Source organism: Streptomyces coelicoflavus (assembly GCF_003112555.1).
GTDB lineage: Bacteria > Actinomycetota > Actinomycetes > Streptomycetales > Streptomycetaceae > Streptomyces > Streptomyces coelicoflavus.
Window position 1 is genome coordinate 58631 of sequence record NZ_BEWB01000015.1, and the last position, 12340, is coordinate 70970.

Sequence of the window (12340 nt, forward strand, 5' to 3'; positions counted from 1 at the left end):
GTCGTCGCCGGAGAGCGTGGCCGCTGCGCTCAGGTGGGGTTCAGCGGGGTGATCCCGGTGCCCGTGTACAGGTCGGGCTCGAGGGACAGGACGGTGAGGGGGTCGCCCGCCTTGACGGCGTTCCAGGCGATCGCCGCCGTGTGGGCGACGGGCCAGTCGACGTCGGGCCAGCTCATCGCGTCGGTGGCGTGCGCGGCGGTGAACGGGGCGCTCTCCGCGTACCGCAGGGAGGCCGCGTGGGTGCCGGCCCCGGCGACGCGCCGCTCGGCGGCCACGACGGCCAGGGACGGGACGATGACGCGGCCCGTGCCGCGTGAGGCCTCGATGTAGAGGCCGGTGAAGAAGGGATCCGCCCGGTACAGGGCGGCCAGGGCGGTGTGGTCCAGGACGGCCGTCAGGTTCACGCGGCGGCGCCGCCCTGGTGGGCGCGGATCCTCGCCCAGGCGGCCCGGCCGGCCTGCTGGACCTGGTCGCTGTACTCCACTCCCAGCTCACGGGCCGCCTCGGCGGCGCGCTCGTCCCGTTCCGCCCGGGTGAGCTCGCGGGAGGCGAGCTCTTCCAGCAGCTCGGTGATGGTCGTACCCCGCTCCTCGGCGAGGACCCGCAGCCGGTCGCGCACGTCCTCGCTGGTCTTGATGCTCGTCGGCTTGCTCATGGCGTCGATTCTACCGCCGGTAGAACGGAACGGGAGTGCCCGGTCCGACATGGGCGGCGCGGCCACGCCGGTCGGGGATTCGCCCAGTCCTCGGTCACTGCTCCTCGGTCACTGCTCCTCGGTCACTCCTCATTGGTCACTCCTCGTCGGCCGGGCCTTGCGGGGGCGGGCCGGAGGCCAGGACTTTGGTGACGAAGTGCGCCAGCTGCTGCCGCATGCTTTCCCGCGCCAGGTGCTCTTCCCGAACCAGGTGTTCGACGAGGTCGGCTCGTGTGGCCGCCAGCAGGGCGTGGGCGGTGAAGCCGCTGTCGGTCAGGCCGGGGATCTGCTCCAGTACGGCGCGGAGCAGGCCGTGCCACCGCTCGTAGTGCTCCGCCCGGTACGGGCTGCCGCTCCCGTCCTCCTCCAGGGCCAGCGCCAGGCGCCGGTTGTCGAGCTTGAAGCACAGGACGGCGTCGAGCAGGGCGGGTACGCGCTCCCGCGGCGGGGTCGCGGGCCCCAGGGGCGGCGGGCCGGTCTCGATGGCCTGCCCGACCGGTTCGAGCCGTGACTCGTACAGCGCGCGGAGCAGCCCGGCGCGATCGCCGAAGGCCCGGAAGAGCGTGCCCTTGCCGACGCCGGCCGCGGCCGCGACGTCGGCCATGGTGACGTCCTCGGGGCTCTCCCGGCGGGTGAAGAGGGCGTCGGCGGCCGCGAGCACGGCCTTCCGGTTGCGGATGGCGTCCTTGCGGGACGACTGGCGTTCGGGCACGCCGCTCCTTCCGTTTGTAAAACGGACCGGCGGTCCGTATCGTCGAAACGGACCCTGGGTCCGGATTCTTTGACTGGAGGATACCCATGTCCGCACCGACTTCCCCGGCGGATCTGTACCGCCACAGCCTGCGGCTGCTGCTCGACAAGGACATCTCCGCGTGGGTCGCCCTGTGGGCCGAGGACGGCCTCATGGAGTTCCCCTTCGCCCCCGAGGGCTGGCCCAGGCGCCTGGAGGGCAGGGAGGCCGTCGCCGCCTACATGCGCCACTACCCCGACCACATCGACCTGCACGACTTCCCCGACCTGCGGATCCACCGGACCACCGATCCGCAGACCATCGTGGCCGAGATGCGCGGCGTCGGCCGCCTGGTGGAGAGCGACGCCCCCTACGACATGACCTACATCGCCGTCGTGACCGTTCGGGACGGACACATCACCTCCTACCGCGACTACTGGAACCCCCTCGCCGTCCAGCAGCCCGGCGCCGACTTCACCGGGAGCAGCCGATGACCACCACCGGCACCACGCTGGTCATCGGCGCCACCGGCACCACCGGAAGCCGCACCGCCGCACGGCTGACGGCCGCGGGCCACCGTGTCAGAGCCGCCGGCCGCCGGGCCACCCCGGTCGCCGGCGCCGAGCCGGTCCCCTTCGACTGGCACGTCCCCGCCACCCACGCGGCCGCCCTCGACGGCGTCGACCGCGTCTACCTCGTACCGCCCGTGGGCGACTCCGACCCCGCGGCGGCCATGCTGCCGTTCCTCCGGCAGGCCCGCACGGCCGGCGTGCACCGCGCGGTGCTGCTGAGCTCCTCGGCCATCCCCGAGGGAGGCCCGGCGGTGGGAGCGGTGCACCAGGCCCTGCCCGGTCTGTTCGAACAGTGGGCGGTACTGCGGCCCTCGTGGTTCATGCAGAACTTCACCGGCACGCACGCCCATGCCCGGAGCATCCGCGAGGAGGGCGTCATCCGGACCGCCGCCGAAGGCGGACGCGTCGGTTTCGTCGATGCCGAGGACATCGCGGCCGTCGCCGTCCGCGCCCTGACCGACGGGCAGGCCCCCAACACCGATCTCGTCCTCACCGGACCCGAGGCACTGAGCCACGACGACATCGCCGCGATGATCACCGAGGTCACCGGCCGGGCCGTGATCCATCGCCGGCTGCCCCACGAGCGGATACGCGACCGCCTCGCGACGCAGGTGCCGGTGGAGTTCGCCGCCATGCTGGCCGACCTGGACCGTGCCATCGCCTCAGGGGCGGAGGACCGCGTCACCGACACCGTCCAACGCCTCACCGGCCGGCCCCCGCGCGCCTTCCGGGCCCTCCTCGAGGAGGAGATGCGACGCGGCGGCTGAGGCCCTTCAGGACCTCGCCGCCCGCCCCCGGCCGGCCGCGGGCCCGCCGGGGCGGCGTGTCAGACCACGGCGAGCCGGTCCACCAGCAGTTCCACCCTCCGCGCGGCGTCCTCCGGCAGCAGCCGTCCCGCCCGGGTCAGGGTCGCGAGGCCGTGCAGGGACGCCCAGAACACCTCGGTGAACAGCGCCGGGTGAACACCGTCCCCGGCGACCTCGCCCAGGCTCTCGAGGAGCGCGGCGAAGGCGTCCTTGAGCGGCTCCGGGGTGTCCTCCCGCGCGTACGGCAGGCCGCCGTCGAGCTGGAACAGGGCGTCGTAGACCGCCGGGTTGCGTGCGGCGAAGTCGAGGTAGATACGGGCGAGCGCGACGACCCGCCCGCGGGGGCCGTCCGCGGCGGAGGTCGCGGCACGCACCGCCGCGGCCATCTCGGCGGCGCCCTCCAGGGCGACGGCGCCGATGATCTCCCGCTTGCCGCGGAAGTGGCTGTAGAGGACGGGCTGGCTGTACTCGATGCGCTCGGCGAGCCGGCGGGTGGTGACCGCGTCCCAGCCCTGCTGCTCGGCGAGTTCACGGGCGGTCGCCACGATGAGGCGCTCGCGCTCCGCCCGTTCGCGCTGCTTGCGTTCCTGTACCGACATGACTCGACCCTAGCATCGCTAGACAAGCGAGCGGCAGCAGTACTAGCGTTGACTCGTCATCTAGCGACGCTAGCTTCCCGGAGGGGTCGTCATGCTCACCGCACTCGAGGTGTTCACCACCGTGACCGTCGGCCTGATGGTGGGGGTGGAGTTCTCGGTCGCCTTCGTCATGAACCGGATCTTCAGCGCCCTTCCCGAGGACAGTGGCCAGCTCGCCCGCGCCCACGGGGGCCGGATGCTCGGCGCCCTGATGCCGTTCTGGTACATCGGCTCGCTCGCCCTCGGCGCGGTCTGGGCCGTCGCGGAATGGGGCCACCCCGGCGCCCGGCTCGTCGTCGTCGCCGCGGCGCTGCTGATGGTCAGCGTGATCATGTCGATCCTGCTGCTCGTCCCGATCAACAACCGGGGCAAGACGTGGACCCCCGAGAACCGGCCCGCGGACTGGAAGGAGCAGATGAACCGCTGGGACCGCTACCACTACGTCCGCGTCGCCGTCATCGTCGCCGCCTTCACGCTCCTGGTCACCGCCCTCGTCCGAGGCGGATCCGCGTGAACGCGCGGGCTTCCGGCCTCGGTGGCCGAGCCGGCTTGGAGCGCGCGGGTCGTGGTCAGGGGTTCTCGGAGGGCTGGGCCTTGGCAACGGCGAAAACGAACAAGTCCCTAACGTCGTCGCGGAGTTGGTAGCCGACGACCGGGCCGTAGCCGGGGCCGTGGTAGATCAAGGGCTGCTCGATGCCCTGGGGCAGCCAGCCCTCCGTCACGCCTTTGAGGAGCGTGGTCGTCAGGGGGCCGGAGTGTCCGCGCAGGCCCTTGCCGTCCTCGCGGAGGGCGTCGGCCGGCACGTAGCCGCCGCGCCGCACGGCCTCGCGGACGATGCGGGCGGCGCGGGGCGGGAGCGCGCGGTAGTAGCGCTCGGCCCGTACGGGCGTCCAGTCGGTGTCGACCTCGACGGCGGCCGCGTGCCGGGCGAGCAGTTCCAGCAGCTCGGTCCGGAACGCGTCGGTCGGTTCCTCGACGGTGACGGTGATCTTCAAGAGGGCTTCCGTTGCATCAGACATGGATAGAGGTCGGTCAGACGTGGAGCGGCCCACGGTAGCGCGTACCGCCTCGGTCGTCCTCGGCTTCGGCCTTGTCCGGCGACCGTGGGCGTGTTAGGTGACCCTTACCTCCTATTCCCCGTAGAATACGAGGTAGTGAAAGGCAGTCAGCCAGTCGGGCTGGACGGAGGGCGCGCGTGTCGGCAGTGGCGACGTCGGAAGCGGCGGAAGGAACGGCTGCGGAAGCGACCGCGACGGACGGCGAGATCCGTGACGCCGAGATTCACGACGCCGAGATCGTCGGCGAGGACGAACGGCTCCTGCCCGCCGTCCCGGTCGACGACGCCGCCCCGGCCACTCCCCCGGCCCCGGCCCCCTATCACGTCACCCGCCACACGGTCCTCGCCGAGGGCGAGCTGCCGCCGCGCTCCGACGGCCAACCCGCCTTCACCGCAACGGACTTCACCGTCCCCGACCGGGTGAAGAAGCGGATCGCCGAGCGCGGCGCGCGCAACACCCGGGTCAACCGCGACTCCACGCGTACGAGGTTCGAGCAGTGGTGCCGGGAAGAAGGACGGGTCGCCCGGCCCACGACCACCACGGCGAACGTCGCCGCCTACTTCGGCCACCTCATGGAGAGGGGCAAGCCGGACGGCGGCGGCAGGTACAGCCCGGACAGTCTGCTCGCCTACTGCTCCCGGATCGTCTCCTGGTACCCGAAGGGCGAACGGCCGGACGCGTCCCTCGTGCGCGAGATGATCGAGGACTACCGGCTGGAGGAGTTCATCCCGGCCGGAGGGGAGACGGAGCGGTCGGCCGGACTCACCCTGAAGTACCTGGTCCGGGTGCTCGCCGGGATCGACGAGACCACCCGGATCGGGCGCCGCGACGCGGCCGTGCTCGTCCTTCAGTACGGGATGCTCTACCGCTCCGTCGAGGTCGCGAACCTGCTGGTCAAGCACGTCCGCGTGGACGCCGACGGGGTGTGGGTGTGGACCGCGATGAGCAAGACGCGGCGCACGGGCAGGGGCCGTTGGCGGTTCGTCCGCGACCGCGCCGATCTGCGGACCGTCGCCCGGGTACGGGCCTGGCTCGCCGATCTGCGGGAGCTGCGCGAGCCCGTCGCGCAGGATCAGAACCCGGTGGACGGGGAACCCGCGTACCTGCCGGCCAAGCCGCTGTTCCGGGCCCTCACCACGACCGGAAATCTGAAACGCCGTCAGAATGCCACCGTGCGAGGGCTCTTCCTCACCGGACGGGCGGTCAACGAGATGGTCAAGGCGCGCGCGGCCGCCGCCGGTGTCGCCCTCGTCAACGGCCTCAAGGTCACCTCCCACAGCCTGCGCGCGGGACCGAACACCGACATGACCGAGGCCCTCGTCCCGCTCGCCGAGCGCAACACGGCCGGCGACTGGTCGGCGGCCTCCACCCTCGCCGACGACGTCTACAACCGCCCCGACGGCACCATCGACACCAGCAAGCACGACCCGCTCGACGCCGTTCCCCTCTGGGGGCGATCTCAGCGGGAGGAGACCGTCCGCTGAGATCGCTGTCGCACGACCACTCTCCGGCGCTGTGGAGAGCCCGGCCGCCTACCGGTTGAGGTCCAGAACCGGGGCGCCGAGACCGTCGTAGTCGGTGGGGGTCACCGTGGCGACGAGTGCGCCGTCGGGGCGGTCCAGGGTGGGGCGGGCGGCGTGCACGGCGGCTCCCACGCCGAAGGGGACGTTGCGTCGGTGCAGTTCGGCGACCGTGTGCGCCGTTGCGTAGTCGGCGTCCAGGACGTGCAGGACGTCGAGGATGCCCAGGTAGTCGACGATCCCGGACCGTTCCCGCTCGGCCTCCAGCACGCAGACGACGGGGACCCACAAACGCACCGTGGGATCTCCCGCGGCGATGTGGATGAGCCCGGAGACCTGCTTGTTGCCGCCCAGGGCGAGGAGCGTGGGGCTGTCCAGGACGTAGTGCTCGAGGATCATGCCGCCGTGCCACGGCTCGCGTTCTGGGCCTGGCGCATCCGGTCGCGCAGGGCGTCGGCTTCGCCCTCGCCGACCCGGTGTCCGAACTCCGCGGCCAGGAACGCGTCCGTGCGCTCGGCCCGCTCACGCAGCTGCGCGGGAGTGAGCGCGGTCGCGGCGAACTCCTCGATCAACGCCCGCATCGACATGTTCCTGGCCTCGGCCAGGGCCGCCAGTTTGTCGCGGGTCTCCGCATCGATCTTGATCGTCGTGTCCACACGGAGAGTGTACAGAAGTATTCTGTCGCGAATACCGATGCGGCCCGGGCCGCCGGAACGCGGGGGATGTCGTTCCGGCGGCCGGTTCGGTCAGGCCGTGATCAGAGCGTGCTGAGGACGGCTGCCGAGTTGAAGCCACCGCGGCCGCGGGCCAGGACGAGGGCGTGGCGGACGCCGGTCTCCCGGGCGGTGGTGACGAGGTCTACGGGACAGTCGGGGGCGGGCTCGGTGGTACCGGTGGTCGGCGGGATCACCTGGTCGCGCAGGGTCAGCAGGGCGGCGGCCACGTCGAGCGGGGCGCCGCCGGCCAGCAGCCGTCCGGTCATCGACTTGGGGGCGGTGACCGGCACGCCCCGCGGGCCGAACAGGGCGGCGAGCGCCTCCGCCTCGGCGCGGTCCGCGGCACGCCGGCCGGCCGCGTCGGCGAAAACCACGTCGATCTCGTCGGGGCGCACCCCGGCGTCGGCGAGGGCCAGCCGGGCGGCGTCGCCCAGGCGCGGGGTGCCGGGGCCGTCGAAGGTGGCCGCGTACCCGGTGAAGGCGCCGTACACGCGGGCGTCGCGCTCGCGGGCGGCCGAGGCGTTCTCCAGGACGAACAGGGCGCCGCCCTCGCCGACCACGTGCCCGCACGCCTCCGGGTCGAAGGGGAGGTAGGCGCGGCCGGGATCGGCGACGGGGCTCAGTTCGCCGGCCGCGAGGTGGGCGGCCCAGCCCCACGGACACAGCGCCGAGTCGACTCCGCCGGTCACCATCAGCCCGGCACCCTTGCGGATCTGGCGCCGTGCGTGGGCGAGGGCGTCCAGGCCGCCCGCCTGCTCGGCGACGACGACGCCGCTGGAGCCGCGCAGGCCGTGCCGGATGGAGATCTGGCCGGTGTTCACGGCGTAGAACCAGGCGAAGGACTGGTAGGCGCTGACGTGCTGGCCGCCCTTGGACCACAGGGCCTGGAGCTCGCGCTGCCCGAACTCGAAACCGCCCGCGGAGGAGGCGGTGACCACGCCGGCGCCGTACTCGGGCAGAGCCGCCGGGTCGCCGCCGAAGTCGTCGAGGGCCTCCTTGGCCGCGGTGAGCGAGAGCCGGGTGACCCGGTCGGTCTGCGGCAGCAGCCGGCCCGGCAGGTGGTCCTCGTCGACGAAGCCGGGCACCTCGCCGGCCAGGCGCACCGGGTAGCGCGCGGCGTCGAAGCGGGTCACCGGCCGGATGCCGCTCTCGCCGCGCAGGGTCGCCGCCCACCAGGCCTCGGTGCCCAGCCCGTTGGGGGCGGTGACGCCGATGCCGGTGACGACGGAGCCGGTGGTGGGCCGGGCGTTCCGCCGCAGGGCGGGGCGGTCCAGTGTGGCCGTGGTCATGCCGCCTCCTGAAGTCGCGGCCGGGTCAGGACGATGGCGCTCTGGAAGCCGCCGAAACCGCTGCCGACGCTGAGTACGGTGTCCGTGCGCTGCTCGCGCGCGGTCAAAGGGGTGTAGTCGAGGTCGCAGGCCGGGTCGGCCTCGTGCAGGTTGGCCGTCGGCGGGACGGTGTTGTGCTCGATGGCCAGGGCGCTGGCGGCCACCTCCAGCGAGCCGATCGCGCCGAGCGAGTGGCCGATCATCGACTTGATGGAGCTGACCGGCACCCGGTGCGCGTGCTCGCCCAGGCTGCGCTTGAACGCGGCGGTCTCGTGCCGGTCGTTCTGCTTGGTGCCGGAGCCGTGGGCGTTGACGTAGTCGACGGCGGTCGGGTCCAGGCGGGCCTCGTCGAGCGCCGCGCGGATCGCCTCGGCCATCTCCGCGCCGTCGGACTTCAGCCCGGTCATGTGGTACGCGTTGCTGCGGCCGGCGAACCCCGCGACCTCGGCGTACACGTGGGCGCCGCGCCGCCGGGCGTGCTCGAACTCCTCGAGGACCAGGACGGCCGAGCCCTCGCCGAGGACGAAGCCGTTGCGGGAGCGGTCGAAGGGGCGCGAGGCGGTCTCCGGCTCGTCGTTGCGCGGGCTGGTCGCCTTGATGGCGTCGAAGCAGGCCACGGTGATCGGCGAGATCGGCGCCTCGGTCGCGCCGGTCACCATCACGTCGGCGCTGCCCTCGCGGATCAGGTCGACGGCGTGGCAGACGGAGTCGATGCCGGAGGTGCAGCCGGTGGAGACCAGCGACACCGGCCCCTGGGCGCCGACGGCACCGGCCACCTCGGCGGCCATGGAGCTGGGTACGAAGTAGTCGAAGAGGTGGGCGACGGCCCGCGTGTGGTCGACCTCCCAGACGCTGCCGTTCTCGCTGACCACCCCGTACTCGTTGTCGAGGCCGGTGGTGCAGCCGACGGCGCTGCCCAGGGTGACGCCCGTGCGTACGGCGTCCAGGGCGCCGGTCAGTCCGCTGTCCTCGACCGCCTCCCTGGCGCTGACCAGGGCGAACTGGGCGGCGCGGTCGAGGCGGGCGGCCTCGGCGGGATCGAATCCGTGCGCCACGGGGTCGAAGTCCGCCTCGGCGGCGATCCGCGACCGGAACGCGCTCGCGTCGAACAGTGTGATGCCGCGTGTGGCGGTGCGGCCCGCGGTCAGCGTGTTCCAGAACGCGCGGGTGCCCACACCACCCGGGGCCACGACCCCGATGCCGGTGATGACGACCCGCCTCATCGGTTGTCCCTCACAGTTGTCCTCCAGATATGAGCCCAGGTACGCGCCGGGTGCGCCGCACCACGCGGCAGGCGCGCCCGATCAGTCGGGGTGCGTGCGGGCCGCGGACGAAGAAGTGGTCACCGGGGACGGTGCGCCGGACGAACCGTCCGTCGGTCCAGCGCGCCCAGCCGTCCAGGGCCGCCGCGCCGACGAGGGGGTCGTCCCGGCCGTCGACGGCCAGGACGGGTACCGGGAACGGGGTGCCGCGCGCCTCCTCGGCGAGCGCGGCGGTGCGCAGGGCGCCGGCGAGCAGGAGGTCGTCCCGCAGTACGGGCAGCACGGTGCGGTGCCAGAGGCTGCCGGGGGCGGCGAGCGTGTCGCCGGGTGCCGCACCGAGGTCGGCCGCGAACCGCAGCAGCCGTTCGTCGGTGATGTCGTCGCGGCTCGGCGCGGCCGGGGGTGCCTCGCACACGCCGGGGACGGTCGGGAAGTGGGGCGGGGGGCTCGCGCCGACGGCGAGCAGGGCGGGGGCGGGCAGCCCGCGGTCGACGAGCGCCCGGGCCAGGGTGTGGGCGACGACGCCGCCCAGGCTGTGGCCGTACAGCGCGTACGGGTGACCGTCGGCGACCTGGTCGGCCAGCGGGCCGAGGAGTGCGGCGAGCAGCTCGTCGCGCGAGGTCGCGCGGGGCTCGCGGCGCCTGCCGCCCCGTCCGGGCAGCAGTACGGGCACGGTTGTCACGCCGGGTCCGGTGCCGGTGCGCCAGTGCCGGAACCCGGACACGCCCGCGCCGGCGTGTGCGAAGCAGTAGAGCGTGCACGGTGGACCGTCCCGCATGGTGTGTCGCACCTCCTCGGCCGCCGTGGGTGGGAGCGCATCGGCTGCCTTCGAGCCTCGCCGACGTACCTGGAGCACGACTCGAATCGGCCACGTGCGCGAACCTTCCGGGCGGGCGGCTCAGGCAGGTGAGTCGCGGGCGGCGGGCGCGGGGGCCCGGGCCATCCGTATCCGCGGCTCGTCGGCGAGGGTGGCCAGCGCGTCGGCGACGGTCGCCGAACCGCCCTTCAGCCGGGGCAGTTCGCGCAGCAGCCGGACACACTGGCCGACCAGGCGTGTCGCGTCGTCGTCGGTGAGCCGGGCGCGGTCGTGGACGGCGGCGAGGGCGAGGCCGCCGTCGGGGTCGCGGTGGGCGAACAGGGAGACGGGGAACAGGCTGTGGACACCGGTGGTGCGGGGCGGCTCGACGCCGACGCCCTGCGCGGCGAGCGCGGAGTACAGGTCGTCGAAGCGGCGGCGCCGGTTCTCGAAGACGATGAGGCTCTCGGCGAGCGAGTCCTGCGCGCGCCGCCCGCTCCACTCGTGGATCTGGCCGAGCGACACCCACTCGTAGGAGGCCAGGTCCAGGGCGCGGTCGCACAGTTCGGCCAGCAGCCGGGGCACGGCCGTGGCGGGGTCGACGCGGACGGTCATGGGCAGCGAGTTCATCAGCGGTCCCGGAAGCCGCTCGACGGAGTCGAGGGCGATGCCCCGGCCGGGGACGGTGACGCCGAAACCCACCAGGGCGGGATCACGTGTGACGGCCGCCCGGTACAGCAGCAGCGCCCACGCCACCTGTAGTGCGCCGGCCTCGGTGGCCGCACAGGACGCCGCCCAGGCGCGCAGCCGGTCGGCCGGCCCGGCCTCGAGCCGGGCCTCGGCCCGGCCGGTCCCGCGCAGTCCGGTGTCCGGGCCGGGCACCGCGGGCAGGACCAGGGCGGTGGTGGCCGGGATGGCCGAGGACCAGAAGTCGCGGGCGGGCGCGGTGTCCTGGCGGGCGAGCCAGCGGGCGTAGTCGCGGATGTCGGGGCGCCGTTCGCCGCCCGGCAGCCGGCCGCCGGCGAGGTAGGCGCGGTAGAACTCCTGGAGCAGGACCGACACGCTCCAGCCGTCCAGCATGACGTGGTGGAAGGTGAGCAGGACGCGTGCGCCCGCGGGGCCGCCGCCGGCCGGGTGCGGTTCGTCGACGAGGTTCAGCCGCAGCAGGCCCGGACGGCGCAGGTCGAAGCCGCGCAGCCGGTCGCGTTCCCTCAGCCGGTCGAAGTCCACGGAGCCGGGCGGGTGCCGGACGACCTCGACGCCGGCGTGCTCGTGCAGCACCAGACGCGGTCCGCTCCCCCAGTCGAAGGCGGCGCGCAGGACGGTCTCCCGGTCGAACACGGACTGCCAGGCCGCGGTGAAGCGGTCGGTGTCCAGCGGTCCGCGCCAGCGCCAGTCGAGCTGCTCCACGTGGCGGCCGGTACCGCGGTGGGCCAGCGCGTCCAGGAGCAGGGTGTGCTGCTGCGGGGTGAGCGGCACGGTCTCCGGCGGCGGCGCGGGGATCGCGGTGCCCGGCTCGGGGGCGGCGGTGCCCGGCTCGGGGGCGGCGGTGCCCGGCTCGGGGGCGGCGGTGCCGGGCTCCGAAGCGGCGTCACCCGGCTCCGGGACGGGCCGTGCCGTCAGTGCCGTCAGTGCCGCCAGTGCCTGCCGGTCGGTGCTGCCGTCGGGCAGCAGGGGGATGTGCGGCACCCGGTGGAGACGGGCCGGAACCAGGTGGGCGGGCAGGCTCGACTCCAGGGCGGCACGCAGCTCGGCGAGCGGGGCGTGCGTCACCATGTGCGCGACGATCCGCCGGCCGCCCGAGGCGTCGCGGGTCACGTGGACGGCCGCGTCCCGCACACCGGGCAGCGACACGAGTGCGGCGTGCACCCGGCCGAGTGCGACCCGGTCGCTCATGTCGGTCTCCCGGTGTTCGACGGCAGGACGGGACGGGACGGGCCCGGACCACTGTCGCCGCCGGTGCGGTCGGATGACCGACGCGCCGCTGACGGCTGCCCCCACGCCTCACGTCGTCGCACCCATGACACCGTGCGCGGGTCGAGTCCGGCTGTGGCCCGGCTCGCGGACGGGTCGGGTCCGCGGGCCAGAGAGGCCGAAACGGCCGGAGGACGGGAGGGCCGGGGAGGGTGAAAGGGCGGCGAAGGCCGCCGGGGAACGGCAAAGCGCGTGGTCCGGGGCGGTCGCGCACACCGGGACGGGCGAACGACCAGGATCCGGTGG

At 73.8% G+C, this 12340-nt stretch carries 15 protein-coding genes; 4 read left to right on the plus strand and 11 right to left on the minus strand.

Annotation, left to right across the window (positions count from 1 at the left end; translation table 11 throughout):
* Positions 1–29: 29 nt before the first annotated feature.
* The 3 genes from Sco07f_RS32310 to Sco07f_RS32320 all read right to left on the minus strand — a co-directional run bounded on the left by Sco07f_RS32310 (position 30) and on the right by Sco07f_RS32320 (position 1406).
* Entirely contained in the window at positions 30–404 is a 375-nt protein-coding gene (locus Sco07f_RS32310; RefSeq protein ID WP_167468293.1) for a PIN domain-containing protein, read from the minus strand.
* Positions 401–655: a hypothetical protein gene (locus tag Sco07f_RS32315; RefSeq protein ID WP_007387448.1), complete on the minus strand. Its 255-nt coding sequence runs from the start codon at positions 653–655 to the stop codon at positions 401–403. Before Sco07f_RS32315 ends, Sco07f_RS32310 begins: the two co-directional genes overlap by 4 nt.
* A 136-nt stretch (positions 656–791) precedes the next feature.
* The gene (locus Sco07f_RS32320; protein ID WP_108989922.1) at positions 792–1406 is read right to left on the minus strand and encodes a TetR/AcrR family transcriptional regulator; all 615 of its coding nucleotides are present in this window, start codon (positions 1404–1406) and stop codon (positions 792–794) included.
* A gap of 86 nt (positions 1407–1492) precedes the next feature.
* Between Sco07f_RS32320 and Sco07f_RS32325 the strand changes: the two genes are divergently transcribed.
* Both Sco07f_RS32325 and Sco07f_RS32330 read left to right on the plus strand, forming a co-directional pair.
* The gene (locus tag Sco07f_RS32325; protein ID WP_054102612.1) at positions 1493–1918 is read left to right on the plus strand and encodes a nuclear transport factor 2 family protein; all 426 of its coding nucleotides are present in this window, start codon (positions 1493–1495) and stop codon (positions 1916–1918) included.
* Positions 1915–2763, plus strand: a complete 849-nt coding sequence (locus tag Sco07f_RS32330; protein ID WP_087793158.1) for an NmrA family NAD(P)-binding protein — start codon at positions 1915–1917, stop codon at positions 2761–2763. Before Sco07f_RS32325 ends, Sco07f_RS32330 begins: the two co-directional genes overlap by 4 nt.
* Positions 2764–2822: 59 nt before the next feature.
* On the opposite strand, the gene Sco07f_RS32335 is transcribed toward Sco07f_RS32330, so the two are convergent.
* Positions 2823–3401 (minus strand): TetR/AcrR family transcriptional regulator, encoded by a 579-nt coding sequence (locus tag Sco07f_RS32335; RefSeq protein ID WP_108989923.1) that lies wholly within the window; start codon positions 3399–3401, stop codon positions 2823–2825.
* Between the two features lie 91 nt (positions 3402–3492).
* On the opposite strand from Sco07f_RS32335, the gene Sco07f_RS32340 reads away from it, so the two are divergent.
* The gene (locus Sco07f_RS32340; protein ID WP_007387472.1) at positions 3493–3954 is read left to right on the plus strand and encodes an anthrone oxygenase family protein; all 462 of its coding nucleotides are present in this window, start codon (positions 3493–3495) and stop codon (positions 3952–3954) included.
* Between the two features lie 55 nt (positions 3955–4009).
* On the opposite strand, the gene Sco07f_RS32345 is transcribed toward Sco07f_RS32340, so the two are convergent.
* Complete coding sequence (locus Sco07f_RS32345) at positions 4010–4459, minus strand: hypothetical protein (protein WP_244942180.1); 450 nt, start codon at positions 4457–4459, stop codon at positions 4010–4012.
* 176 nt (positions 4460–4635) lie between these two features.
* On the opposite strand from Sco07f_RS32345, the gene Sco07f_RS32350 reads away from it, so the two are divergent.
* On the plus strand, positions 4636–5982 hold the full coding sequence (locus tag Sco07f_RS32350; RefSeq protein ID WP_108989925.1) for a site-specific integrase: 1347 nt from the start codon (positions 4636–4638) through the stop codon (positions 5980–5982).
* Between the two features lie 48 nt (positions 5983–6030).
* Here the strand turns inward: Sco07f_RS32350 and Sco07f_RS32355 are convergent, their stop codons facing one another.
* The 6 genes from Sco07f_RS32355 to Sco07f_RS32380 form a co-directional block, all read right to left on the minus strand.
* Positions 6031–6417, minus strand: a complete 387-nt coding sequence (locus Sco07f_RS32355) for a PIN domain-containing protein (RefSeq protein WP_108989926.1) — start codon at positions 6415–6417, stop codon at positions 6031–6033.
* Entirely contained in the window at positions 6414–6674 is a 261-nt protein-coding gene (locus tag Sco07f_RS32360; RefSeq protein ID WP_007387454.1) for a ribbon-helix-helix protein, CopG family, read from the minus strand. The genes Sco07f_RS32355 and Sco07f_RS32360 overlap by 4 nt, the downstream gene beginning before the upstream one ends.
* Before the next feature lie 101 nt (positions 6675–6775).
* Positions 6776–8023, minus strand: a complete 1248-nt coding sequence (locus tag Sco07f_RS32365) for a ketosynthase chain-length factor (protein ID WP_108989927.1) — start codon at positions 8021–8023, stop codon at positions 6776–6778.
* Complete coding sequence (locus tag Sco07f_RS32370; RefSeq protein WP_007389922.1) at positions 8020–9285, minus strand: beta-ketoacyl-[acyl-carrier-protein] synthase family protein; 1266 nt, start codon at positions 9283–9285, stop codon at positions 8020–8022. The genes Sco07f_RS32365 and Sco07f_RS32370 overlap by 4 nt, the downstream gene beginning before the upstream one ends.
* Before the next feature lie 10 nt (positions 9286–9295).
* Entirely contained in the window at positions 9296–10102 is an 807-nt protein-coding gene (locus Sco07f_RS32375) for a thioesterase II family protein (protein ID WP_108989928.1), read from the minus strand.
* A 120-nt stretch (positions 10103–10222) separates the two neighbouring features.
* A complete protein-coding gene (locus Sco07f_RS32380) occupies positions 10223–12016 on the minus strand; it encodes a condensation domain-containing protein (protein ID WP_108989929.1) in 1794 nt (597 codons plus the stop codon).
* Positions 12017–12340: the final 324 nt, after the last annotated feature.